21 protein-coding genes and 1 pseudogene are annotated in these 24,503 nt (G+C 71.4%); 12 read left to right on the top strand and 10 right to left on the bottom strand.

Annotation, left to right across the window (positions count from 1 at the left end):
- Nucleotides 1-3 precede the first annotated feature (3 nt).
- Nucleotides 4-1,212 carry an MFS transporter gene (locus tag FHR33_RS20740; protein ID WP_183650285.1) on the bottom strand — a complete coding sequence of 403 codons (1,209 nt, stop codon included), beginning with the start codon at nucleotides 1,210-1,212 and terminating at the stop codon, nucleotides 4-6.
- Between the two features lie 10 nt (nucleotides 1,213-1,222).
- Here FHR33_RS20740 and FHR33_RS20735 point away from each other — a divergent pair, with 10 nt between their 5' ends.
- Nucleotides 1,223-2,224, top strand: a complete 1,002-nt coding sequence (locus tag FHR33_RS20735; RefSeq protein ID WP_183650283.1) for an ArsR/SmtB family transcription factor — start codon at nucleotides 1,223-1,225, stop codon at nucleotides 2,222-2,224.
- A gap of 275 nt (nucleotides 2,225-2,499) precedes the next feature.
- Here the strand turns inward: FHR33_RS20735 and FHR33_RS20730 are convergent, their stop codons facing one another.
- Nucleotides 2,500-4,026 (bottom strand): MFS transporter, encoded by a 1,527-nt coding sequence (locus FHR33_RS20730; protein WP_183650281.1) that lies wholly within the window; start codon nucleotides 4,024-4,026, stop codon nucleotides 2,500-2,502.
- A 2-nt stretch (nucleotides 4,027-4,028) separates the two neighbouring features.
- On the bottom strand, nucleotides 4,029-4,448 hold the full coding sequence (locus FHR33_RS20725) for an NADPH-dependent FMN reductase (protein WP_246452020.1): 420 nt from the start codon (nucleotides 4,446-4,448) through the stop codon (nucleotides 4,029-4,031).
- A gap of 64 nt (nucleotides 4,449-4,512) precedes the next feature.
- Between FHR33_RS20725 and FHR33_RS20720 the strand changes: the two genes are divergently transcribed.
- Nucleotides 4,513-7,689, top strand: coding sequence for an ATP-binding protein (locus FHR33_RS20720; RefSeq protein ID WP_183650277.1), 3,177 nt, complete (start codon nucleotides 4,513-4,515; stop codon nucleotides 7,687-7,689).
- On the opposite strand, the gene FHR33_RS20715 is transcribed toward FHR33_RS20720, so the two are convergent.
- Nucleotides 7,647-8,537, bottom strand: a complete 891-nt coding sequence (locus FHR33_RS20715; RefSeq protein ID WP_312896010.1) for an NYN domain-containing protein — start codon at nucleotides 8,535-8,537, stop codon at nucleotides 7,647-7,649. The two genes, FHR33_RS20720 and FHR33_RS20715, sit on opposite strands and share 43 nt — an antisense overlap.
- On the opposite strand from FHR33_RS20715, the gene FHR33_RS50440 reads away from it, so the two are divergent.
- A complete protein-coding gene (locus FHR33_RS50440; protein WP_246453665.1) occupies nucleotides 8,442-8,654 on the top strand; it encodes a hypothetical protein in 213 nt (70 codons plus the stop codon). The genes FHR33_RS20715 and FHR33_RS50440 overlap by 96 nt on opposite strands.
- Before the next feature lie 42 nt (nucleotides 8,655-8,696).
- On the opposite strand, the gene FHR33_RS20710 is transcribed toward FHR33_RS50440, so the two are convergent.
- A complete protein-coding gene (locus FHR33_RS20710) occupies nucleotides 8,697-8,897 on the bottom strand; it encodes an acyl-CoA carboxylase subunit epsilon (RefSeq protein WP_183650275.1) in 201 nt (66 codons plus the stop codon).
- A complete protein-coding gene (locus tag FHR33_RS20705) occupies nucleotides 8,894-10,492 on the bottom strand; it encodes an acyl-CoA carboxylase subunit beta (RefSeq protein ID WP_183650273.1) in 1,599 nt (532 codons plus the stop codon). Before FHR33_RS20705 ends, FHR33_RS20710 begins: the two co-directional genes overlap by 4 nt.
- Before the next feature lie 58 nt (nucleotides 10,493-10,550).
- On the opposite strand from FHR33_RS20705, the gene FHR33_RS20700 reads away from it, so the two are divergent.
- The 4 genes from FHR33_RS20700 to FHR33_RS20685 all read left to right on the top strand — a co-directional run bounded on the left by FHR33_RS20700 (nucleotide 10,551) and on the right by FHR33_RS20685 (nucleotide 15,967).
- Nucleotides 10,551-11,315 carry an ABC transporter ATP-binding protein gene (locus FHR33_RS20700; RefSeq protein WP_183650271.1) on the top strand — a complete coding sequence of 255 codons (765 nt, stop codon included), beginning with the start codon at nucleotides 10,551-10,553 and terminating at the stop codon, nucleotides 11,313-11,315.
- On the top strand, nucleotides 11,291-12,850 hold the full coding sequence (locus FHR33_RS20695) for a hypothetical protein (RefSeq protein ID WP_183650269.1): 1,560 nt from the start codon (nucleotides 11,291-11,293) through the stop codon (nucleotides 12,848-12,850). The genes FHR33_RS20700 and FHR33_RS20695 overlap by 25 nt, the downstream gene beginning before the upstream one ends.
- Nucleotides 12,851-12,914: 64 nt before the next feature.
- A complete protein-coding gene (locus FHR33_RS20690; RefSeq protein WP_183650267.1) occupies nucleotides 12,915-15,539 on the top strand; it encodes a phosphoenolpyruvate carboxylase in 2,625 nt (874 codons plus the stop codon).
- Complete coding sequence (locus FHR33_RS20685; protein WP_183650265.1) at nucleotides 15,536-15,967, top strand: GNAT family N-acetyltransferase; 432 nt, start codon at nucleotides 15,536-15,538, stop codon at nucleotides 15,965-15,967. Before FHR33_RS20690 ends, FHR33_RS20685 begins: the two co-directional genes overlap by 4 nt.
- Here the strand turns inward: FHR33_RS20685 and FHR33_RS20680 are convergent.
- From FHR33_RS20680 to fdhD, 4 genes are all read right to left on the bottom strand, one after another.
- Nucleotides 15,948-17,093 (bottom strand): DUF418 domain-containing protein, encoded by a 1,146-nt coding sequence (locus FHR33_RS20680; RefSeq protein ID WP_183650262.1) that lies wholly within the window; start codon nucleotides 17,091-17,093, stop codon nucleotides 15,948-15,950. The genes FHR33_RS20685 and FHR33_RS20680 overlap by 20 nt on opposite strands.
- 161 nt (nucleotides 17,094-17,254) lie before the next feature.
- Nucleotides 17,255-18,667: an MFS transporter gene (locus FHR33_RS20675; RefSeq protein ID WP_312895641.1), complete on the bottom strand. Its 1,413-nt coding sequence runs from the start codon at nucleotides 18,665-18,667 to the stop codon at nucleotides 17,255-17,257.
- A gap of 143 nt (nucleotides 18,668-18,810) precedes the next feature.
- Nucleotides 18,811-19,227: a peptidase inhibitor family I36 protein gene (locus FHR33_RS20670; protein ID WP_183650256.1), complete on the bottom strand. Its 417-nt coding sequence runs from the start codon at nucleotides 19,225-19,227 to the stop codon at nucleotides 18,811-18,813.
- 101 nt (nucleotides 19,228-19,328) lie between these two features.
- Nucleotides 19,329-20,162 carry a formate dehydrogenase accessory sulfurtransferase FdhD gene (fdhD, locus tag FHR33_RS20665; protein ID WP_183650253.1) on the bottom strand — a complete coding sequence of 278 codons (834 nt, stop codon included), beginning with the start codon at nucleotides 20,160-20,162 and terminating at the stop codon, nucleotides 19,329-19,331.
- Nucleotides 20,163-20,272: 110 nt separating this feature from the next.
- Here fdhD and FHR33_RS20660 point away from each other — a divergent pair, with 110 nt between their 5' ends.
- The 5 genes and pseudogenes from FHR33_RS20660 (at nucleotide 20,273) to FHR33_RS20640 (ending at nucleotide 24,460) form a co-directional block, all read left to right on the top strand.
- Nucleotides 20,273-21,154, top strand: a complete 882-nt coding sequence (locus FHR33_RS20660; protein WP_183650250.1) for a biotin--[acetyl-CoA-carboxylase] ligase — start codon at nucleotides 20,273-20,275, stop codon at nucleotides 21,152-21,154.
- A gap of 130 nt (nucleotides 21,155-21,284) precedes the next feature.
- Entirely contained in the window at nucleotides 21,285-21,797 is a 513-nt protein-coding gene (locus FHR33_RS20655; protein WP_183650247.1) for a PH domain-containing protein, read from the top strand.
- A gap of 10 nt (nucleotides 21,798-21,807) precedes the next feature.
- Nucleotides 21,808-22,767, top strand: a complete 960-nt coding sequence (locus FHR33_RS20650; RefSeq protein WP_183650244.1) for an adenylate/guanylate cyclase domain-containing protein — start codon at nucleotides 21,808-21,810, stop codon at nucleotides 22,765-22,767.
- A 16-nt stretch (nucleotides 22,768-22,783) separates the two neighbouring features.
- Nucleotides 22,784-23,869, top strand: coding sequence for an S-(hydroxymethyl)mycothiol dehydrogenase (locus FHR33_RS20645; RefSeq protein ID WP_183650241.1), 1,086 nt, complete (start codon nucleotides 22,784-22,786; stop codon nucleotides 23,867-23,869).
- Nucleotides 23,866-24,460: pseudogene (locus tag FHR33_RS20640) on the top strand (MBL fold metallo-hydrolase). Before FHR33_RS20645 ends, FHR33_RS20640 begins: the two are co-directional and overlap by 4 nt.
- Nucleotides 24,461-24,503: the final 43 nt, after the last annotated feature.

Raw genomic sequence — 24,503 nt, 5'->3', positions numbered from 1 at the left:
ACGCTATCGCCTGGCGGGAAGTCCCAACTGGCGGATTTCGGACCTCACCGTGGCCAGGGGCAGCCACGACATGGCGATCACGATCCCGCCCGCCCACAGCGTCGCGCGCACCCCCCAGAGCTCACCGACGCCCGCCGCGAGCAGGCCGCCCATGCCCACCGCCCCCATGAGGATCACCTGCATGATCGAGGTCATCCTGCCCAGCATGGTGTCGGGTGTGAGCTGCTGCCTGAAGCTGACCAGCAGCACGTTGTTCACGCCCGTGCGCACGGATACGACGAAGAAGCCCGCCGCCGACAGCCAGATCCAGATCCCGTGGTCGAGCAGCGGCACCAGCAGCCCGAAGGGCGCCGTCGCCAGACTGAGCAGCCACACAGCGCCGCCCTGGCCCAGCCACCTGGCCATCAGGTGCGCGCAGGCCGAACCCACCAGCGCCCCCACCCCGCTCGCGGCCAGGTAGGCGCCGAACACCCACTCGGGGAAGGCCAGCTCCCGCACCAGCAGCACCGGCAGCAGCACGGTGGCCAGCGGGAAGCCGAGGTTGGCCATCGCGCCCTGCGCGGCGATGGCCACCAGCACCCTGTTGCCGAACAGGAACCGCAGCCCTTCGCGCAGCTGCCGTCCGATCGGCTCCCGTACGGCAGGCGGGCTCTCGACCGCCCGGATCCCGCGCAGCCACAGCGCCGACCACGCGTACGTGACGGCGTCGAGCAGCAGCACCAGCGGCGCGCCGAACACCTGGGTCAGCACGCCCGACACGCTGCGGCCCGACACGTACATCGCCGAGGTCGTCCCGACGAGCAGGGAGTTGGCCGCGGTCAGCCGATCCCTGCCCACCAGCGAGGGGACCAGGCTGTGCGAGGCCACGTCGAAGAAGAGCGTGCCGGCGCCCGAGACGATCGCGACCAGGTACAGCTGCGGCATCGTCAGCGCGTCCAGCCACCAGGCCGCCGTCACCGACACCATCGCCAGCGCCCGCAGTACGTCCATCGCGACCATGACGGGACGCCGCCGCACCCTGTCGACCCAGACCCCGGCGGGCAGTCCCACCAGCAGCACGGTCAGCGTCGCCAGCGAGCTGAGCAGGCCCACCTCTCCAGGGCCCGCGTTCAGCGCGGTGACCGCGAGCAGGGGGAGCGCCACATGGGACAGCTGCGTGCCGAACTGGCTGCCGAACGCGGCGACGTACAGCCGCCTGAAGTCAGGGTCCATGCCTGGAAAGATGCCGTCGCCGCGTCATAATGGCGATGGATTAAGGAGAGAGCTAATCGAACTGACCTTCACCGTCCAGGACATCGCCAACACGCGCTTCGCGATCTCCCCGTTGTGGGAGGTCGTGGCCAGCGTCCGGGTGATCAAGGAGCCCGCGGGCGTCAACCGGCCGTGGGCCGAGCAGGTGCGCGGGCGGCTGGAGGGGGTCGATTGGCGGCTGCTGTCCGACCTGGTCCCGATGCCGACGATCTCGCTGGTCTGCTTCATCGCCCCTCCGCCGACCACGTCGCTGCCCGACCTGGAGCTGGAGCTGTCGGGCATGCTCTCCCGCGCCGCCGACGTGCGCGCCGAGCTCGACGCGTGGGGCGGCGCCCGTACGCCGGGGTTGCGCGCGCTCTACGACGATCCCTCGGCGGGGCTCGAACGGCTGGCCGCGCAGATCAGGGCGTACTGGGCGGTCGCGATCGAGCCGTACTGGCCGCGCATCCGCACGCTCATGGAGGGCGACCTGCTCTACCGGGCCCGCATGCTGGCCGAGGGCGGCGTGCACCGGATGCTCGCCGACCTCGACGCCAACGTCAGCTGGCAGGGCGAGCGGCTGCGCCTGGCCCATCGCTTCTGCGACGGCGTGCGCCCGCTGGACGGCAGGGGCCTGCTCCTGGTGCCGTCGGTCTTCGCCTGGCCGCGGATCTTCTCGATCACGGTGCCGCCCTTCCAGCCCACGCTCCGCTACCCGCCGCGCGGCATCGCCACCCTGTGGGAGCGCGAGCGCAAGGACCCGCCCGAGGCGCTGGCCGCAGTGCTCGGCGCGACCCGCGCCCGGTTGCTGGCCGAGCTCGACCAGCCGGCCTCCACCAAGGACCTCGCGCTGCGCGCGGGGCTGTCGGAGCCCGGGGCCAACCAGCACCTGACGGCGCTCAGGAAGGCGGGCCTGTGCAGCGCCCACAGGACGGGGCGCTACGTCCTGTACGCCCGCACCGCCATCGCCGAATCCCTCCTCAACCCCACCTGATCCGCACCCTCCGAGAGCCCCGATGTCGGTCGCGCCCTCTCGGGATCTACGGGCCTCCTACCGCCAGGCAACTTCAGCTGTCGGCTTCAGCCGGGGTGTCCTGGGGTGTGAGGGGGTGCCGTCCGGACGGGTCACGCCGAAAGACCCCGGCCGACGGCTTCGGCTGGGGTCTCGGGGAGGAAGGGGATTCCGTGGGGAGCGAGGTGAAAAGACCCCGGCCGGAGCCCGGCGCGCGGGGTGCGCAGCCGTGTCCTCCGGCTCCGGCCGGGGTGGTCTCATGCGGCGCTCAGCGCCTCCTCCCTCTCAGGAGCCGACGGAGCGGGAGTTCCCGACGGCGGCACGCGCCGCAGCAGCGTCACGGCCACCAGCGCCGCCACCGCCGCCAGCACCGCCGCCACGCCCGCCGCCACGTTCAGCCCGTCGGTGAAGGCCGACCGCGCCGCCGCGATCACGACCTCGGCCTGCGCCGCGGGCAGGCCCTCGGCGAGCGCGAGCTCTCCCGCGAGCGTGTCCGCCGAGCCGGTGGGCATGGCGCCCCTGTAGACGACGGTCCCGATCGTGCCGAGCAGGGCGATGCCGAGCGAGACGCCCAGGTCGCTGGCCGTGGTGTTCACCGCGGACGCGGCGCCGGCCTTCTCCTGCGGCGCGGAGGCGATCACCAGGTTCGTGGTCAGCGCCATCGTCGGGGCGATGCCCGGGTAGAGGATGTAGAAGCCGGTCAGCAGCAGCGGCAGCCCCGACACGCTGCCGACCTGGGTCAGCACCACGTAGCCCGCCACCGACAGCGCCGTTCCCGCCGCCACCACATAGGCGGGCCGCACCCTGCGGGCCAGAGCCGGCGAGAACGTGGAGACCGCGACGAGCATGAGCGCGGCGGGCAGGATCCACAGCCCCGACTCCAGCGGCGACAGACCTGCCACGAGCTGGAGGTACTGCGTGAACAGCAGGTAGACGCCCCCCAGCGCGATCGCCGAGAGCAGGAAGACGCCGAGAGCGCCGCTGAAGGTGCGGTTGGCGAACAGTCTCACGTCCAGCAGCGGGTGCTCCAGTCGCAGCTGGCGGCGGACGAACAGGGTGCCGAGCACCAGACCGGCGACGATCGCTCCCACGGCGACCACCGACAGGCCGCTCTTGGCCAGCTCCTTGACGCCGTAGACGACGGGCAGCAGCGTCGCCATGGACAGCAGCACGCTCAGCACGTCGGCGCCTCCCGCCTTGGGCGCCCGGTACTCGGGAACCAGCGCGGGCGCCGCGACCAGCACGAGCGCCATGACGGGCACGCCTGCGAGGAGCGCGGCGCCCCACCAGAACGTCTCCAGCAGCAGGCCGCCGACCAGCGGGCCCACGGCCACGCCGACCGAGATGGAGGCCGCCCACATGCCGATCGCGCTGGCTCGCTGACGGTCGTCGCGGAACATGTTGCTGATCAACGACAGCGTGGACGGCATGACCGCGGCCGCGCCCACACCCATCACCGCTCGGGCGACGATCAACAGGTCGGCGCCGGGCGCGAACGCCGCGGCCACTGAGGCGACGCCGAAGGCGGCGGCGCCGAACAGCAGCACCTTGCGCCGCCCGATCCTGTCGCCGACGGTGCCCATGGCCACCAGCAGACCGGCCATCATGAACCCGTAGATGTCATTGATCCACAGCAGCTGGGCGCCGCTCGGTTGCAGGTCGGCGGCTATGTGCGGGGTGGCGAGGAACAGCACGGTCATCGCCAGGAACAACAGGACGGTGGGCAGGAGCAGGACGGTCAGGCCGAGCCACTCCCTGGCTCCCGCGCGGGGGTGCACAGTCATGATCAGTTCTCTCTTCTCAATAGGGACAGCACGCGGTCGGCCGAGCGGGGCCGGCCGTACCTGATGACCTCCGCGACGGTCGTCGCGAAGAAGGGCCGCAGTGGGCCGGCGGCCTCCGTGGCGTCCTGCCTGCCGGCGAAGGCCGCTGGCCTGGCCCGCCACTGCGGAGCGCACCAGTCGACGAGCGACATGGGGAAGCACTCGGGGATCACCACCACGAAGGCGTCCGCCGCCGCCAGCCAGGGCACCAGGTCCTGGACGGCCGGCGGAGTCGGCACCTCGTGCGAGCACACCTCGGGCAGCCCCGCGGCCTGGAGATCGAGCAGGTCGACCTCGAAGCCGCGGGGGCAGGCGAGGTAGGACAGCCATTCGGCCACAGCCAGGCCGTCGGCGCCGCCGCCGATGATGAACGCGAGTCGCATGTCCACACCGTGCAGGGCGGGACTCCAGAAACCCTTCGGATCTGCTTTGGATACTGTTTGCGCCATGCGATTCGGGGTGCTCGGTCCGCTGGCCGTATGGACGTCAGAGGGCAGGCCTGTACGGATCCCCGAGGTCAAGGTGCGGGGGCTGCTGGCGGAGCTGATCGTGCAGGCAGGGCAGGTGGTGCCGGCCGACAGGCTGATCGACCACCTGTGGGGCGGCAGCCTGCCCACGAACCCCGCCGCCTCGCTCCAGACGAGGGTGTCGCAGCTGCGCAGGGCGCTGGAGGACGCCGAGGAGGGCGCGCGGCGGCTGGTGGTCTCCCGCGCTCCCGGCTACGTGCTGGATGTCCCGCCCGACGCGCTCGACGTCGGCCGCTTCCAGGCGCTCATCGCGGCCGCCCGTACGGCGGGCACCCCCCGCGCCCGCGCCGACCTGCTGGGCGACGCGCTCGCCCTGTGGCGGGGCCCCGCGCTGATCGAGTTCGCCGACGAGGAGTTCGCCGCGGCCGAGATCGCGCGCCTGGACGAACTGCGCCTGACGGCGATGGAGGAGCAGGCGGAGGCGAGGCTGGAGCTCGGCGAGCACGCCGTGCTGGCGGGCGAGCTCGGCGACCTGGTGGCCAGGCACCCTCTGCGCGAGGGCCTGCGCGCCGCCCACCTGCTGGCCCTCTACCGGTCAGGACGCCAGAACGAGGCCCTGGACGGCTTCCGCGACCTGCGCGAGCGCCTGGCCGACGAGCTGGGCGTCGATCCAGGCAGGGAGCTGGTCGCGCTCCACGAGGCGATGCTGAGGCAGGATCCCTCGCTGGATGCGGCCCCCGCGGGTTCTCCCCCCGGCAACCTGCCCGCCCCGATGGGCGAGCTGATCGGCCGCGCGGAGGCGATCGGCGAGGTGACCGCGCTGCTCGACGCGGGCCGCCTGGTCACGCTCACGGGGCCTGGAGGGGTGGGCAAGACCAGCCTCGCGCTGGAGGCGGCCAGGCGGCTGGCCCCCTCCTTCCCCGACGGCGCCTGGCTGGTGGAGCTGGGCGCTCTGCCCTCCCATCTCGGCGACTCCGAGTGCTCGGCGGAGGAGGTCACGGAGGCCGTGGCGGCCGTGCTGGGCATCCGCGACGAGAGCGGCGCGCTCAGCCTGGCCGAGACGATGCGCGGCAAGCGGGCGCTGCTCGTCCTCGACAACTGCGAGCACGTGCTCGCCCCCGTGGCCGAGCTGGCGGGCGCGCTGCTGCGGGCCGTGCCCGAGCTGCGGATCATGGCGACGAGCAGGCGGCCGCTCGGGGTCGCGGGCGAGCGGCTGTGGCAGGTGCCCCCGCTGGCGTCGCCGAGCGCGCTGCGGCTGTTCGAGGCGCGGGCCACGGCGCGCGCGCCGGGCTTCGCCGTCGACGCGGGCAACGAGGCGACGGTCGCGGCGATCTGCGCGCGCCTCGACGGCATCCCGCTGGCGCTGGAGCTGGCCGCCACCAGGGTCCGCGCGCTCGGCGTCAACGAGCTCGCCGCGCGCCTCGGCGCCCTTCACCAGGACGCTCCGCGCCCGCCCGAGGACGGCTCGTCGCAGGGCACGCTCGACGGGTTCAGGGTGCTCGCCGCCGGAGCGAGCGACGCGCCCGCCAGGCAGCGCACGCTGCGCGCGGTCATCGACTGGAGCTGGGAGCTGCTCGGCGACGACGAGCGCGCGGTGCTGCGCAGGCTCGCCGTCCACGCGGGCGGGTGCACGCTGCGCGCGGCGGAGGCGGTCTGCGGCGACGAGGGGCTCGACGTCATGGACCTGATGGCGGGCCTGGTCGACCACTCCCTGGTGACGGTCTCGACCGGGGGCGAGCCTCGCTACCAGCTGCTCGAGTCGGTCGCCGCCTACTGCCGTGAGCGCCTGGCGGAGGCCGGTGAGCTGGAGGAGGTCGAGCGGCGGCACCTGCGCCACTACACCGAGCTGGCCGTCTCGGCCGAGCCGCGCCTGCGGGGGCCCGAGCAGCGCGAGTGGCTGGCCAGGCTGGACGCCGAGAGCGCCAACCTGCGCGCCGCCCTCGGTGTGGCGCTCAGGCACGGCGGCGCGCTGCGTCTGGTCAACGCGCTGGCCTGGTACTGGGTGCTGCGCGGACGCCTCGGCGAGGGCCGCAGAGCGCTCGTCGCCGCCCTCGAGGCAGGCGGCCACCAGGACGACGCGGGCACGGCCGCGACCTGGCTGGCCGCCTTCGCCCTGCGCATGGGCGAGGTGCTCGACCACGCCGAGCCCGCCACCAGGCCCGCCGACCTCGACGGGCTCGCGGGCCGGGCCAGGGCGGAGTGGTTCCTCTCGCTGGTCAGGCTCGGCATCGGCGACGCGCAGGCCGGCGAGGAGCAGGCCGAACGCGTCCTGGAGCTGTTTCGCGCCCTGGGCGACGAGTGGGGCACCGCCGCCGCGCTGAGCACCCGCTCCAGGCAGGCGCTGCTGCGCGGCGACCTCGCTGCCCTCCACGAGTACGGCGCGCAGAGCATGGCGCTGTTCACCACGCTGGGCGACCGGTGGGGTCAGCTGCACGCCACGCTCGGCCTCGGCGCGCACGCCGAGATCGTCGGCGACTACGAGAGCGCGGCCAGGCTGCACCGCGAGGGCCTGCGCATGGCCGAGGAGCTGGGCCTGCACAGCGAGGTGGCCGACAAGCTGTCGGAGCTGGGCAGGATCGCGCTGCTCGAAGGCGACTTCGCCCAGGCCGACGAGCTGCACGGCAAGGCCGCGCGACTGGCCCGCGAGCAGGGCTACACGATCGGCGAGGAGTACGCCTCACTCGGCCTGGCTCTCAGCGCCCGCCGCCAGGGCAGGCTGGACGCCGCTGAGGCGCTCCTGCGCACCTGGCTGGAGTGGGACCGCCAGATGAGCGCGGCCATCGCCTCGGCCCTGATCCTGGCCGAGCTCGGCTTCGTGGCCGAGCTGCGCGGCGACGCCGAGGCCGCGCTCGCGCTGCACCTCGAGGGCCTGGAGGAGGCGCGCGAGTCGGGAGGCCCCCGGGCGGTCGCGCTCGCCTACGAGGGGCTGGCCGGAGCGCACGCCGCGGCGGGCCGCGCCGTCGAGGCGGCCCGCCTGCTGGGCGCGGCCGACGGGATCAGGCGGTCGCTGGGCGCGCCGCTGCCGCCCGCCGAACGTGGCGACGTCGACAGGATCACCGCCGCCGTGGTGGCGGCGCTCGGCGAGGACCGCTTCGCGAAGGAGTTCGCCACCCCTTACTTGGAGGAGACCCCCACCCCCAGGTCGAACTCACGGTAGACGCGCGCCCAGAACCCGTCGCGCAGCCAGACCCTCGCCTCGGGGTAGGGCCGCAGCGAGTGGCCGAGCTCCTTCTCCGCCTCGATCAGCAGCTCGGTGTCGATGACCGTGGGCAGGATCGGGCCGGGCAGCAGGTCCCTGATGTTGTCGCGGCCGCGGGTGAGTATCCATTTCTGCGCCACGTGCTCGCCGACGTCCTCGACCCGGGGGCGCGAGGGGCCGAGCTTGGCCACCTGGCCAGGCTTGACGTGCGGCTTCGGCACGGCGGTGCGTCCTGCGAACACCTGAGCGGGCGAAGGCGCCGTCACCGGCGGCACGACCGTCACCGGCTGCGGGGCACGACTGAAAAACGGCCTCAGGAACTCGGCGGAAAGAACCTCCACGGTGTCGGACTCCCACACCAGGCGCTCGGCCTGGTTGGTGCCGTAGGGCGGTTCGACGCCCCACAGGTGGATCCGCACGCCGTAGGCCTGTGCCGCCTCCACGGCGGGCACCATGTCCTCATCGCCCGCCAGCAGAATCGTGTCGGTCACCGCGTGGTGCCTGGCCAGCGCCTCGAGATCACTCCTGATCTGGGCGTCCACACCCTTCTGCTGGCCACGCGCGTTGAGGTTGCCAAGCCGGACTTTCACCCAGGGGAGCTGGGCGATGACTCGCTGGTCCACGGTGGGCACGCGGTCACGAGCTGCGTCATACCAATAGATCCGCAGCAGCTCGCCGGAAATGCGTTGTTCTGCATGCTTCTGTAGCGATTGGATGAGCTCATCGGCGCCAACCCGGTATTCCTTGCGCTCCTTGGCGCCGAGCAGTACTTCCCCTGCGGCGGCATAGAGATATCCAACATCCACAAGGACGGCGTACTTCGCCGCGACAGGGTGCGGCGTGAGGTCTGGGATGGCCATGTCGTCCTCCAGGCCGCGGTGCTCGTTGATCGGCTGACTATATACGCCTACTTTTCTAGATAGTCCCAACTCCCGGCGAAGTTGACACCCGATTCTCAGGATCCTCTACGGCAAGGCGCTGTTTCGCCACGCCGACTTCCCAGGTGCGAGCGGTTTACGCATGGCCCTGGCCGGGTTTCGCCATGATTCGTTCTTCGGTTCGGCGGGCCGTTCGGCTTGGGCGTGTCGGGTCGCCACAACCGCCACGAGAGCCGCGATCTCCTCAGCGGTGGCATCGCCACGAACAATGCGCAGATGAGTCGTCATAGCGGGATGTTCCCATGCTTCTTCGCGGGCAGGGAGGCCCGCTTGTTCCGCAGCGCGCGCAGCGCCCTGACGATCTGGACCCTGGTGTCGGACGGCCTGATCACCGCGTCGACGTAGCCACGCTCGGCGGCGAGGAACGGGTTGGCCAGAGTGTCCTCGTACGCGGTGACCAGTTTGGCCCGCTCGGCGTCGGGATCGTCGGCCGCGGCCAGCTCGCGCCGGTAGAGAATGTTGACCGCCCCCTGTGCCCCCATGACCGCGATCTGGGCGGTCGGCCAGGCGAGGTTGATGTCGGCGCCCAGGTGCTTGGAGCCCATGACGTCGTAGGCGCCGCCGTAGGCCTTGCGGGTGATGACGGTGACCAGCGGGACCGTGGCCTCGGCGTAGGCGTAGAGCAGCTTGGCGCCGCGCCTGATGATTCCGTTCCATTCCTGGTCCGTGCCGGGAAGGAATCCTGGTACATCGACAAATGTCAACACCGGAATATTGAAAGCATCACAAGTACGTACAAATCTCGCCGCCTTTTCGGACGCGGCAATATCAAGAGTTCCGGCGAAACTCATCGGCTGGTTGGCCACGATGCCCACCGAACGTCCTTCGACCCTGCCGAAGCCGACCACGAGGTTCGGCGCGAACTGGGCATGGACCTCCAGGAACTCACCGTCGTCGAGAACGTGCTCGACGACCGTGCGCATCTCGTAGGGCTGGTTGGGCGAGTCGGGGATCAGCGTGTCGAGCTCGCGGTCCTCGTCGGTGACGGTCAGCTCGGGGTCCGCCTCGTAGACCGGCGCCTCGTCCAGGTTGTTCGAGGGCAGGTAGGACAGCAGCGCCTTGGCGAACTCCAGACAGTCGGCCTCGTCGGCGGCCTCGTAGTGCGCCACGCCCGACCTGGAGTTGTGGGTGTGGGCGCCGCCCAGCTCCTCGAAGCTCACCTCCTCGCCGGTGACGGTCTTGATCACGTCGGGGCCCGTGATGAACATGTGCGACTTCTCCTGCACCATCAGGATGAAGTCGGTCAGCGCGGGGGAGTAGACGGCGCCTCCCGCGCACGGACCCATGACCAGCGAGATCTGCGGGATCACGCCCGAGGCGTGCACGTTGCGCTTGAAGATCTCGGCGAACAGGCCGAGCGCGACCACGCCCTCCTGGATCCTGGCGCCTCCGCCGTCGTTGATGCCGACGATCGGGCAGCCGACCTTGAGCGCGTGGTCCATGACCTTGACGATCTTCTCGCCGTAGACCTCGCCGAGCGAGCCGCCGAAGACCGTGAAGTCCTGGCTGAAGACGGCGACCGGCCTGCCGTCCACGGTGCCGTGCCCTGTCACCACGCCGTCGCCGTAGGGCCTGTTGTTCTCGATGCCGAACGCCGTGGCCCGGTGCCTGGCGAACTCGTCGAACTCGACGAAGGAGCCCTCGTCGAGGAAGGCGTCCAGGCGCTCGCGGGCGGTCATCTTGCCCTTGGCGTGCTGCTTCTCCACCGCGCGCGCCGAGCCCGCGTGGACGGCCTCGTCCTTCCGCCGCTCGAAGTCGGCGATCTTGCCAGCGGTGGTGTGGATGTCGATCTCTGGGGGCTCCGACGGCAGTGCAGCGCTCATGCCGTAAGACTAAAGGGGATGTGCGCGACGGCGTCGGACAGGCACCAGACTGGTGGTCATGACGCAGGCGGTGCGCACAGAAGGCCTATTCAAGAGGTTCGGCCAGCAGGTGGCGGTGGCGGGGGTGAACTTCACGGTCCCCGCGGGCAGTTTCGCGGGGCTGGTCGGCCCCAACGGCGCGGGCAAGACGACCACGCTCAGCATGATCACCGGACTCCTGCGCCCCGACGGCGGGCTGGCCGAGGTCGGCGGCGTCGACGTGTGGCGCGACCCCGTCCAGGTGAAGGCGCGCATCGGGGTGCTGCCCGAGGGCCTGCGCCTGTTCGAGCGGCTGTCGGGCCGCGAACTGCTCCACTACAACGGGCGCCTGCGCGGCATCCCCAAGGCCGAGGTCGAACGGCGCGCCGAGGAACTGCTGCGCGTCATGGACCTCACCGGCTCGGCGGACAAGCTCGTCGTCGACTACTCCACCGGCATGCGCAAGAAGATCGGCCTGGCCGCGGCGCTGCTGCACAACCCCGCCGTCCTCTTCCTCGACGAGCCCTTCGAGGGCGTCGACCCCGTCAGCGCCAACATCCTCACCGAGGTCCTGCAGCGCTACACCGCCTCGGGCTCCACCGTCATCTTCTCCAGCCACGTCATGGAGCTGGTCGAGCGGCTGTGCGACTGGGTGTCGGTGATGAGCGGCGGCACCATCGTCGCCCAGGGGCCGATCGACGAGGTGCGCGCCGGGCGCAGCCTCAACCAGGCCTTCCTCGACCTCGTCGGCGTTCGCCAGGGCGGAGAGGAGGGGCTGACGTGGTTGGGCTCTTCGTCGCACTGAAGCTCAGGCTGATCTCGGGCGGCATGCGCGGCGACACCCAGCGCGTCCTCGGCTTCGTCTTCTCCTGTCTGGCCGCGCTCGTCGTGGCCGGGGGCGGCTTTCTGCTCCTGTCGCTGCTCAGGCTCGCCTCCGCGCAGGTGGCCGCCGACGTCGGCGTGATCGCCTTCACCGGGCTGCTGGTCTTCTGGGCCACGGTCCCGCTGCTGGCCTTCGGCGTCGACGACACGCTCGACCCCGCCAAGCTCGCCCTGTTCCCGCTGCGCACGCGGCAGCTGGCCACGGGAATGTTCGCCGCCTCGGTCACCGGCATCTGGCCTGCCGCCTCCTTCCTGGTGACGGCGGGCGCACTGGTCGGGCTGGCCAGAGGCATCGGCGGCGTGCTGCTCGGCATCGTCGCGGTGCTCCTGCAGTTCGCGCTCTGCATCGTCGCCTCCAGACTGATCACGACCGCGCTGTCGGGGCTGCTGCGCTCGCGCAGAGGCCGTGACCTGCTGGCCGTCGGCGTCATCGTGTTCGTGCTGATGGCCCAGCTGCCCAACCTCATCGTCAACCGCGGCCTGGCCGGCGACCCTCTCGCGATGGTGCACAGCATCGCCTCCGTGCTGCGCTGGACCCCCTCGGGCTGGGCCGCCCACGCCATCAGCGACGGCGGGCTCGTCGGCCTGGCCGAACTCGTGGCGCTCGCCGCGCTCGTCCTGGCGCTCGGCTGGCTCTGGATCAGGGCGCTCAGCAGGGCGCTGGTCACCACGGACGCCTCCACCCAGGCCGCCTCGGTCCGCAGGTCCAGCGGCCTGCTCGACAGAATCCTCCCCGACGGCAGGGTCGCGGCCGTCGTGGCGAAGGAGCTGAAGTACGCCCGCCGCGACCCCAGGGGCAGGGTCGGCTGGTTCGCCTCCATCGCGGTGACCGGCGTGCTGGCCTTCTCCATCAGCGGCCAGGGCCAGGGCTCGGGTCCTGGCGCGGCGATCGGGCCCGCCTGCGTCGGCGCGCTGATGATGGGCATCCAGCAGTGCAACATCTTCGGCATCGACGGCAGGTCCCTGTGGATGAACGCCGTCGTCTACGGTGACAGCCGCGATCTGCGCGGCGACGTGGCGGGGCGGCACCTGGGCGTGGCGATCATCGCGGCTCCCGTGCTGATCGCGCTGAGCGTCCTCGGCGCCGTGTTCTCAGGCGGCTTCGAGACGGTGCTGCCGGCCGTGCTGACCGCGTGGGGCGTGCTCGGCGTCGGGCTCGGCGTCGGGGCGCTCACCAGCGTGCTCGTCCCCTACACCGTGCCCGACAGGCTCAACGCCTTCACCGGCGCGGCCCCGGGACAGGGCGGGGTGGCCTTCGTCGCCTCGATCGGAGCGATGATCGTGACCGCGCTGCTCGCGCTGCCCGTCGTGCTGCCCGTGCTGCTCGGCGTCACCTGGATGAGCGTGGTGGCGCTGCCGTACGGGCTGGCGCTCGCGTGGGCCGGCAGGGTGCTGGCGAGCAGGATCGGCTACCCACGCATGCCCGAACTGCTCGCCGCGATCTCCAAGCCGACGTAATGGTCTAGTCCACTGGTTGAGACCGGTCTCCAGTCGTTCAGAACGAATGGATATCGTGCGAGACATGATTGACCAGGCCACACCGCGCCACAGCGCCGTCAGCGAGATGCCCGACGAGCTCCGCCGCGACGTGCGGCTGCTCGGTGAGCTACTCGGACAGGTGATCGCCGAGCAGGGCGGTCCCGATCTCCTGGAAGACGTCGAACGCCTGCGCAAGGCCGTCATCGGCGCACGCCGCGGCGAGGTGTCCGCCGACGAGGTGGCCGAGATGGTGAGCACGTGGGAGATCGAGCGGGCGGTGCAGATCGCCCGCGCCTTCACCTGCTACTTCCACCTGGCCAACCTCGCCGAGGAGCACTACCGCATCCGCACCCTGCGCGAGCGTGACGCCGGCGACGCCGTCCAGCGCGAGTCGCTGGCCTCCGCCGTCGAGGAGTTGGGCAGGGAACGGGTCGCCGAGCTGGTCGAGGGGCTGGAGCTGCACCCGGTGCTGACCGCGCACCCGACCGAGGCGCGCAGGCGCGCCGTCGTCACCGCGATCCAGCGCATCAGCGGCCAGCTCACCGAGTACAACAGCCAGGGGCGCGGCGCCACTGAGCGCGCGGAGAGCAGGCGCCGCCTGCTGGAGGAGATCGACCTCCTCTGGCGTACGGCCCAGCTGCGCAACACCAAGCTCGACCCGCTCGACGAGGTGCGCACGGCGATGGCCGCCTTCGACGAGACGCTCTTCCGCGTGGTGCCGCAGGTCTACCGCTCGCTCGACGCCGCGCTCGGCGAGGGCAGCGGCACCAGGGCCCCTCTGGCCAGGTCGTTCATCCGTTACGGCAGCTGGATCGGCGGTGACCGCGACGGCAACCCCAACGTCACCGCCAAGGTCACCCGCGAGGCCGTCCTCATCCAGGCCGAGCATGTGCTGACCGCGCTGGAGACCGCCACCACGCGCATCGCCCGCTCGCTCACCGCGGCCGCCCAGTTCACCCCTCCGTCGCAGGAACTGCGCCGCGCGCTGGCCGGCGCCCAGGACGCCCACCCCGACCTGGTCTCCGAGCTGGCCACCCGCTCGCCGTCCGAGCCGCACAGGCAGTGGCTGCTCTACGTCGCCGCGCGCATCGGCGCCACCCGCCGCCGCGACCTCGACCTTGCCTACCGCGAGCCCGCCGACCTGCTGGCCGACCTGCGGCTCGCGCAGGAGTCACTGGTGGCCGCAGGCGCCGTACGGCAGGCCTACGGAGAGCTGCAGCACCTCATCTGGCAGGTCGAGACGTTCGGCTTCCACCTGGCCGAGCTGGAGGTGCGCCAGCACTCCCAGGTCCACGCCGCCGCGCTGGAGGAGGTGCGCGCGGGAGGGGCGCTGTCGGAGCGCACCGAGGAGGTGCTGGCCACGATCAGAGTGATCGCCTGGATCCAGGAGCGCTTCGGCGTCACCGCCTGCTCCCGCTACGTCGTCTCCTTCACCCGCACGGCCGAGGACCTGGCGGCCGTCTACGAGCTGGCCGCCCACGCGCTCGGCGACCGCGCGCCGGTCCTCGACGTGGTGCCGCTGTTCGAGTCGGGCCAGGACCTCGACAACTCCGCCGACGTGCTCGCGGGCATGCTGAAGCTGCCCGAGGTGCAGCGTCGCCTGGCAGGCAACGACCGCAGGGTGGAGGTCATGCTCGGCTACTCCGACTCCGCCAAGGAGCTCGGCCCCGCCGCCGCGACGCTCAAGCTCTACGAGGCGCAGGAGAGGCTGACCGCCTGGGCCCTGGCCAACGACGTCAAGCTCCGCCTGTTCCACGGCAGGGGCGGCGCGCTCGGCCGCGGCGGAGGCCCCGCCAACAGGGCCGTGCTCGCCCAGGCCCCCGGCAGCGTCGCAGGCCGCTTCAAGGTCACCGAGCAGGGCGAGGTCATCTTCGCCCGCTACGGGCACCAGGCCATCGCCCGCCGCCACATGGAGCAGGTCTCCAACGCGGTGCTGCTGGCCTCCTCGCCGTCCGTCGGCGAGCGCACCGCCGCCGCGGCGGCCCGCTTCCGCGCTCTGGCCTCCCAGGTCGCCGCCGCCTCCGAGCGGGCCTACCGCGCGCTCACCGAGGCCAAGGGCTTCCCCGAGTGGTTCGCGCTGGTCAGCCCGCTGGAGGAGATCGGCTCGCTGCGCCTGGGCTCCCGTCCCGCGCGGCGCGGCCTCGGCGCGCCCCGCTCCCTCGACGACCTGCGGGCCATCCCGTGGGTGTTCGCGTGGGCGCAGACCCGGGCCAACCTGCCAGGCTGGTACGGCCTCGGCAGCGGCCTGGCCTCCGTCGAGGACGTCACCGAGCTGCAGGCGGCCTACAAGGAATGGCCGCTGTTCGCCTCGCTGCTCGACAACGTCGAGATGTCGCTGGCCAAGACCGACCGCTCCATCGCCTCCCGCTACCTCGCCCTGGGCGGGCGCCCCGACTTCGAGGCGCAGGTGCTGGAGGAGTACGACAGGACCCGCCGCCTGGTGCTCGCGGTGACCGGGCACTCCAGGCTGCTGGAGAACAGGAAGGTGCTCTCGCGGGCCGTCCAGCTGCGCGACCCCTACGTCGACGCCCTGTCCCACCTGCAGCTGCGGGCGCTGACCGCGCTGCGGACCACGGAGGACCTGTCGGAGGCCGAGCGCGAGCGCCTCTCGACGCTGCTGCTGCTGTCGGTCAACGGCGTCGCCGCCGGATTGCAGAACACCGGATGATCAGGCCCGCCCGCCCCGAGGACCTGCCGGTGATCGAGGAGATCGTCGCGGCGGCCTACCAGCCGTGGGCCGAGCTGATCGGCGTCCGCCCCATGCCCATGGACGCCGACTACGCGGCGCACCTCGCGGCGGGGCACATCTTCGTCCTCGACGATCTGCGCGGCCTGATCGTGCTGGTGCCGGAGGAGGGCGTGCTGTACGTGGACAACGTGGCCGTCCGCCCCGACCAGCACGGGCAGGGCCTGGGCAGGCGGCTGCTCGCCTTCGCGGAGGAGCGGGCGGCGGCGCTCGGGCTGCCCGCGCTCCGGCTCATCACCAACGCCATGATGAAGGTCAACATCGCGCTCTACGAGCGGCTCGGCTACACGATCACCTCGAGGGAGCCCATCGGCGAGCGCGACGTCGTCTTCATGCGGAAAGATTTGTGACGCGGCGCAGGCCGTACTCGATCGGGCCGTAGCGGTGGCCGCGCATCCACCAGGCGCTCAGCGTGAGCAGCAGCGTGAAGATGAGCGCGGCCACGCCCATCACCGCGAGCGGTGGCAAGCTGCCGGCGAGCGCCAGGCCGTAGCCGGTGAAGACCAGGCACATCAGCACCGACTGCCCGATGTAGTTGGAGGCGGCCGCCCTGCCCGCGGGTGAGAGGGCGGCGCCGACGGCGGGCACCCTCCTGACCAGTTGGAGCAGCGTGACCACGTAGGCGGCGGCCAGCAGCAGTGAGGTCACGTTGTTGACGGCGAGCCCGACCAGCTGCCAGCCGCCGTTCGACGTGCTCGACCAGGTGAAGAAGGCGGCGGCGGGCAGGCCGATCCCGAACCCCAGCACCTGGACGCGGGGGATCAGACGAGCCCAGCGCTCGGGCTCCTCGAACAGCCGCGACTTGCCCGCGGCCAGCCCGAACAGGAACAGCGCCATCGCCATCGGGCCCTGGCCGAGCCAGACGAACAGGGCCAGCCCCGGGTAGGTCTCGGCCTGGAAGGTGAGGAAGTCGAGCGGGCCGCCCGTCACCAGGGCCTGCGCCCGCGCCGCCGCGGCGGGATCGGCGGCGGTCGCGCCGCCCGCGCTGGGGTCGAGCAGGGTCAGCGCCGCGAGCGCGAGCCACAGCAGCGACGTGACCGCGATGATGACCGAGCCCGTCACCACGGCGGTCTTCGGCCTGACGTTGCGCATGGCCAGCAGGATCAGGCCGAGCGCGGCGTAGAGGGTGAGGATGTCGCCGATCCACAGCAGGAAGCCCTGCAGCACGCCCAGGGTGAACAGCGCGAGGCAGCGGCGCAGCATCCTGCCCTTGACCCTGTCGCCCCATGAGCGCATCTGCAGGGTGAAGGAGTAGCCGAACAGGAAGGAGAAGATGACGTAGAACTTGGTCAGCACGAGGGTGCTGACCACGAGGGCGACAGGGCCCTCGGTGATGGGCATCACGCCGGAGCCCGTGGCGTAGCCGGGGTCGGCGAAGAAGCCGATGTTCGCCACGAGGATGCCCCCGAGCGCGAAGCCCCTGACGGCGTCGATCTCGTGGATGCGCGTCGCTGGAGGCGCCTGAGTCTGCGTCATGTCCCCGACGCTAGAGATCGGCGGACCTCGCCCACATCGAACCTCGGACGCATCCGCATCCGACCAAAGTCGCTCTTTCCCGCCGGAGAAGGCCCGGCAGCACGAGACCCCGGGACGCCGCCGATCGGCGTCCCGAGGTCTCGGACGGTCAGTGCACGAACTCAGTGCACGAACTCGGTGTCGGTGCTGCCCTGCCGGGGCAGCATCAGCCCGACCACGAAGGTCGCCGCGACCATCGCGGCGGCCACCGCGAGAGTGATCTCCACGCTGCCGGTGCCGAAGTAGACGGTGCCGAGGACGGCCAGGCCGAGCGCGTTGCCGACCTGCTGGATCGCGGTGAGGGCGCCGGAGGCCGAGCCGGTCTCCTGGGGATCGACCGCGGCCATCACGATGGTGAAGTAGGGGCCCATGATCAGCCCGCTGCCGAGGCCGACGAAGACGAGCGCGGGGGCCAGCTGCCACGGGGTCACGCCCGGCTCGGCGACGACGAGCAGGGCGAGCACCGCCGTGCCCATGACGACCGCGCCGGCCAGCAGGACCCTGCGTCCGTACTTCTGGGTGGCCTGGGCGATCCCCATGCCGGCGATCATCCCGAGCGAGGACGGCACGCCGGTCAGCGCCGCCTTCAGCGGCGAGTAGCCGAGGCCGAGCTGGGTGTAGAGGCCGATCACCAGCAGCACGCCGCCGAACGCGGCGAAGTAGATGGCGCCGACCGCCAGGCCTGAGACGAACGCGGGCTTGCGGAACAGCGAGGGGGCGATCAGCGGGTCACGGTCACGGCGCTTCTCGTAGGCGACGAAGCAGGCGAAGGTCACGGCCGAGGCGGCCATCATCGCGAACGACCAGAGCGGCCAGCCGTGCTCGCCGCCCTGGACCAGCGGGAAGACGATCAGAACGGTGCCGAGGGAGGCGAGGGCCGCGCCCGGCAGGTCGAGCCTGACGCCGCCGGCCGGAGGCGAGGAGGGCAGGAAGCGGGCCGCCGCCAGCACCGCGGCGACGCCGATCGGGAGGTTGATCAGGAAGATCATCCGCCAGCCGGTGCCGAACAGGTCGGCGCTGACCAGCCAGCCCGCCAGGATCGGGCCACCGATCGCGGACAGGCCCATGACCGGCCCGAACAGCCCGAACGCCGCCTGCAGCTCCTTGGGAGGGAACATCTCCTTCATCAGACCGAGCCCCTGCGGGATCATCGCCGCGCCGAACAGGCCCTGGACGACCCTGGCGGCGATCATGGTCTCGGGTGAGACCGCGACGGCGCAGAACAGCGAGCCGATCGTGAAGCCGACGACCCCGATGAGGAACATCCGCTTGCGGCCGACGATGTCGCCGAGCCTGCCGCCGGTCAGCAGCCCCGCGGTCATGGCGAGGGTGTAGGCGGCGCCGAGCCACTGGATCAGCGAGGTGCCGCCGCCGAGCTCGGTCCGCATGGTCGGACCCGCGATGTGGGTGACGGTGGCGTCGAGCAGCTCCATGACCGAGCCGGCGAGGATGACGAACAGCGCGGGCCAGCGCCGCCTGTAGGCGACGGGCTGCTGGGGTGTCGCCACCGTGGGGCGGGTGTCGAGAACGGTCACCGCTGGCCTCCTGCAATCGGAACGGTTTGTTCTGTTCCAGAATAGCAGAACGGAATACTTCATTCCACTGACTGGAGCGTTCCAATAGGAGAAAAGCGAAGACCCGGCACCGCCTCGCGATGCCGGGCCGTTCAGTGCTGACGTCAGGCGTGGGCCTTCACGCGGAACTCGGGGTCGGTGGTGCCACAGGAGGGCCCGTTCGGCCCGCCGATGCGCACCGAGCTGAAGAAGTCGCGGAAGGTGGTGAAGAAGTTGCCCTTGCCGCGGGGGCTGGTCCCGGCCGAGCAGCCCTCGTAGTTGGCCTCGGAGTAGAGGTGGATGACGAAGTCCGTCCTGTTCCAGTCGGACTTGGCTCTGTCGTCCATGTTCAGCGCCGCCAGGTCGGGCGTGCTGACGCGGATCTGGATGATGTCGCCCGTGCCGTCGAGGCCGGAGAACATGCAGTAGTAGCCCTCATTGCAGCGGTCGTAGCCGGTGGCGGCATGGGCGGGAACGGTCGGCAGGGCGGACAGTGCGACGACGGCCATCGGCAGGACCAGCGCGTGAAGCTTCTTGCCCACTGCATCTCCTCACGTGAAACTTTTCTTCGATGACTTCACGAAGATACATGACACGATCTTTCTGCTGAAGAGAGAATCCGCAGTGATTCCAGGCCCGCTCGCTATACCTTGATGCGCTCCCTGCCCGCGTAGATGTTGCAGCGCTCCTCGCGCAGGAAGCCGACCAGCGTCATCCCGAACTCCCTGGCCACCTCCACCGCCAGCGACGACGGCGCCGACACCGCGCACACGACGGCGATCCCCGCCGCCAGCGCCTTCTGCATGATCTCGTAGCTGGCCCTGCCGCTGACCATCAGCACGTGGTCGCGCAGCGGGAGCCGCTGGTTCAGCGAGGCCCACCCCACGAGCTTGTCCACGGCGTTGTGCCTGCCGACGTCCTCGCGTACCGCGAGCGGCTCGCCTTCGCCGGTGAACAGGCCCGCCGCGTGCAGGCCGCCCGTCTTGCCGAACACGCCCTGCCCCTCCCTCAGCCTGTACGGCAGGCCGTACAACACCTCGGGGGAGAGCGAGAGCTCGCCCTCGGGCACGGGGACGCAGCGGTCGCGCAGCGCGTCCAGGCTGGCCGAGCCGCAGACCCCGCAGGCGCTCGAGGTGAGGAAGTGCCTGTCAAGGGTCGGCAGCTCGGGGATCGGGCCGTCCAGCGCGACCGTCACGGTGTTGTAGCGGGCCTCGGGCGTCACGTCCTCGTCGGTGCAGTAGCCGATGGCCCTGATCGCGCCCGGCGCCGCGATGCCCTCCCCGTGGAGGAAGCCCGCCGCCAGTTCGAAGTCGTGCCCAGGGGTGCGCATGGTGATCGCCACGGTCCTGCGCTGGGGCCCGCCGGCGCCGGTGAGGCGGATCTCCAGCGGCTCCTCGGTGGCGAGGTGGTCGCTGCGCTCTCTGGCGACGTTTCCGGTGATCTCGGTGATTCGTGCCCGTGTGGTTGGGGTGGTCACCTCTCGTAGCCTACGGCCGGGTCGCTCGCCGGCTCTTCCACGGGTGACGACGGCGTCGTGGCCGGGTGCCGCGGGCCGCGGGCGGTGGCGTTCTGGGGGAGGATGGAAGGGTGTCCGAATCACCCTTCACCGACCTCGACCGCCCGCCGCTGAACCAGGCGGCGCTGAGCCGCGCGCTGGTCAGACCCGGCGGACTGTGGTCCGGTGTCACCGTCGTCGACCGCGCGGGCTCCACCAACGCCGACCTCGCCGAGCGTGCCAGGGCGGGCGAGGGTGAGGGGGCGGTGCTGATCGCGGAGGCGCAGTTCGCCGGCCGCGGCAGGCTCGGCAGGGCGTGGACCGCGCCGCCCCGCTCGGGGCTGACATTCTCCGTGCTGCTGCGCCCCGAGGTGCCCGTCGCCAGGCAGGGCTGGCTGCCGCTGCTGTTCGGCGTGGCGGCGGCCTCGGCCGTACGGCGGGTCGCCGAGATCGACGTGCGGCTGAAGTGGCCGAACGACCTGCTGGTCGGCGAGCGGAAGCTCGCGGGAATCCTGGCCGAGCGGGCCGAGGACGGCGCGGTGGTGGTCGGCATGGGGCTGAACGTCTCGCTCCGCCCCGACGAACTGCCCGTCGACACCGCCACCTCGATCGCGATCGAGCACGACGGCAGGGCGAAGAACGGCAGGCCGGCGGCGGGCGACGAGCGGCACTCCCTCGACGAGCGCGCCCGCGCGACCGACCGCGACCCGCTGATCAGGGCCATCCTCAGGGAGATCGAGAGCCACTACCGCGAATGGCAGAGCGCGGACGGCGACGCCGACGCCTGCGGGCTGCGCGCCGCCTACCAGGCCTCCAGCGCCACCATCGGCCGCGAGGTGCGGGTGGAGCTGCCGGGCGGCCGCTTCCTGACGGGCGTGGCGGCCGGCGTCGACGCGTCCGGCCACCTCCAGGTCGGCGACCGGACGCTCAACGCGGGCGACGTGGTCCACGTCCGCCCGTCATCTCAGCATTGACTCGGCTTCGCCCGAGGCCCATCGGTCCGCGGGAGCCGACGAGGAGCAGGCGGCCCCCGCGGCGAGGAGTACACGCTCTGATCCCCCTTCTCCGTGGCGTTCACCCGGCCTGCGTGCCACGATTTGGGCCATGACTCTCCCGGATCACCATCTGACCCAGGGCGAGCGGCGCATCAGGTCGTTCAACCCGCACTGGAAGCGGCTCATCGGCCCCGCCGTCGCGCTCGTCCTCATCCTCGCCGCCATGGGCGCCGCCCTGTACCTCATCCCCGGCGACTGGGAGTACGCCTTCTACGGCAGGGCCGCGTCCGTCGTGATCGCGGTCATCCTGCTGACGATCTGGTCGTTCGTCCCCTACCTGCAGTGGAAGAACACCGGCTACGTGCTCACCACGCACCGCTTCACCATCAGCACCGGCGTGCTGAACAAGTCGACCGACGAGATCCCGCTCACCAAGGTCAACTCGGTCAGCTCCGACCAGTCCTTCACCGAGCGCATGCTGGGCTGCGGCACGCTGACCGTCGAGTCGGCCAGCGACCAGGGCCAGCTCGCCCTGCGCGACATCCCCAGGATCCAGGACGTGCGGGCCGAGCTGTTCCGCGCAGTGGAGGACGTCTCCGACGGTGCCGTCGACGGAAGGTAGTCTCCCCAGCATGAGGCCGACGGCCGAGGAGATCGAGCGGCTGCTCGTCGGCACCCCCGCCCACCACACCAGGGGAGAGGTCGCCGCGGAGGCGGGCGTGTCGCAGGAGCTGGCCGAGCGGATCTGGCGGGCCCTCGGGTTCGCCACGCTCGCCGACGACGCGGTGGCCTTCTCCGACGCCGACGTGGTCGCGCTGCGGCGGGTCCGCAAGATGCTCGACAGCGGGCTGCTGGACGAGCCCACGGTCATCCGCATGGCGAGGGCGCTCGGCCAGACCACCGCCAGGCTCGCCCAGTGGCAGGCGGAGATCATGGTCGGCGCGATGCTGCCGCCCGACGTGCAGCCCTCCGACGCCGACCTCGCCAGGATCCTGGAGACGTCGCAGCAGCTGCTTCCCGACTTCGAGCACGTGCTCATCCACGTCTGGCGGGCCCAGCTGGCCGCGGCGGGAACGCGCCTGCTGGCGATCGCCGACATCAACGACGACCTCGTGCCCAGCCGGGTCTCGCTCGCCGTGGGCTTCGCCGACCTGGTCTCCTTCACCAGAAGGTCCAGGGAGCTTTCCGAGCGCGAGCTGGCCGAGCTGGTGGAGGGCTTCGAGTCGCGCGCCGCCGACGTGGTCGCCGTCCACGGCGCGAGGCTGGTCAAGACGCTGGGCGACGAGGTGCTGTTCACCGCGCCCACCCCCGCGCAGGCCGCCAGGATCGCGCTCGACCTCGTCAAGACCGGCGAGCTGCGCATCGGCATGGCCTACGGACCTGTGCTGCCGGTGATGGGCGACGTCTTCGGCACCACCGTCAATCTGGCGGCGCGGCTGACCGCCATCGCCAGGCCCGGCACCATCGTGGTCGACGCCGATCTCGCGGAGGGGCTGGCGGGAGACGGCTTCGAGCTGCACAGGATCCGCCGCAGGCCGGCCAGAGGGCTCGGCGTGGTGCAGCCGTATGTCTTGCGGCAATCAGCGCCTTGAGCAGATGATGAACGGCATGCCGTACCAAGTGCAAGGCGTCGTCGCTCGTGGCAAGGGTCAGCAGGTCTCCCTGGAGACCATTCTCGTGCCGGATCCTGGCCCTGGTGAAGCGGTCGTCAACGTGAAGGCCTGCGGGGTATGCCACACCGACCTTCACTACCGCGAGGGCGGTATCAACGACGACTTCCCCTTCCTGCTCGGGCACGAGGCCGCGGGGGTCGTCGAGGCGGTCGGCGAGGGGGTGAAGGACCTCGCGCCGGGCGACTACGTGATCCTCAACTGGCGCGCGGTCTGCGGCTCGTGCAGGGCCTGCCTGCGGGGACGCCCCTGGTACTGCTTCGCCACGCACAACGCCGCGCAGAAGATGACGCTCGAGGACGGCACCGAGCTGAGCCCCGCCCTGGGCATCGGCGCGTTCGCGGAGAAGACGCTGGTCGCCGCGGGGCAGTGCACGAAGGTGTCGGCCGACGCGCCGCCCGAGGTGGCCGGCCTGCTCGGCTGTGGCGTGATGGCGGGCCTCGGCGCGGCGCTCAACACCGGCAACGTCTCGCGGGGCGACAGCGTGGCCGTCATCGGCTGCGGCGGCGTCGGCGACGCGGCCATCCTCGGCGCCTCGCTCGCGGGAGCCGCCAAGATCATCGCGGTGGACGTGGACGACCGCAAGCTCGCGTGGGCGCGCGAGTTCGGCGCGACCGACACGGTGAACTCCGCACAGGCCGACGCCGTCGAGGCCGTCCGCGACCTCACGGGCGGTTTCGGCGCCGACGTCGTCATCGAGGCGGTCGGCAGGCCCGAGACCTACAAGCAGGCCTTCTACGCCCGCGACCTGGCCGGCACCGTCGTGCTGGTCGGCGTGCCGACCCCGGAGATGACGCTGGAGCTGCCGCTGCTCGACGTCTTCGGGCGCGGAGGCTCGCTGAAGTCCTCCTGGTACGGCGACTGCCTGCCCTCCCGCGACTTCCCCATGCTGATCGACCTGTTCCTGCAGGGACGCCTCCCTCTCGACAGGTTCGTCTCGGAGAAGATCGCCCTCGACCAGGTCGAGGAGGCGTTCACCCGCATGCACCGCGGCGAGGTCCTGCGCTCGGTGGTGGTCCTGTGATTGACAGGGTCATCACCTCGGGCACCTTCTCGCTCGACGGCGGCACGTGGGAGGTCGACAACAACGTGTGGCTGGTGGGCGACGCCCGTTCGGTCATCGTCATCGACGCCGCGCACTCCGCCGAGAAGATCGCCGAGCGCGTGGGCGGCAGGAGCGTCACCGCGATCGTCTGCACGCACGCGCACAACGACCACATCAACGCCGCCGCGCCGCTCGCCGAGCTGACGGGCGCGCCGATCCTGCTGCACCCGGCCGACCAGGTGCTCTGGGAGATGCACTACGGCGACGCCGTCCCGTACACGCCGCTGGAGGACGGCGCCTCGCTGAAGATCGGGGGCATCGAGCTGCGCGTGATCCACACGCCGGGGCACGCCCCTGGCGCGGTGTGCCTGCACGCGCCCGAGCTGGGCGTGGTCTTCACCGGCGACACGCTCTTCTCCGGCGGGCCCCGGCGCGACGGGCAGGTCGTTCTCCTCCAAGGAGACGCTGCTGGAGTCGATCAGAACGCGGCTGCTGTCGCTGCCCGCCGAGACCGTCGTCCACACCGGACACGGCGACTCCACCACCATCGGCGCGGAGAGTTCCCTCTAGGTCACACAGAGGAACCTGACGCTCGGGAGTAGTGTCCTGTCCT

The sequence above is a fragment of the Nonomuraea dietziae genome (assembly GCF_014195505.1).
GTDB classification, from domain to species: Bacteria; Actinomycetota; Actinomycetes; order Streptosporangiales; family Streptosporangiaceae; genus Nonomuraea; species Nonomuraea roseola.
This window is presented reverse-complemented; position numbering and strand designations above follow the sequence as displayed.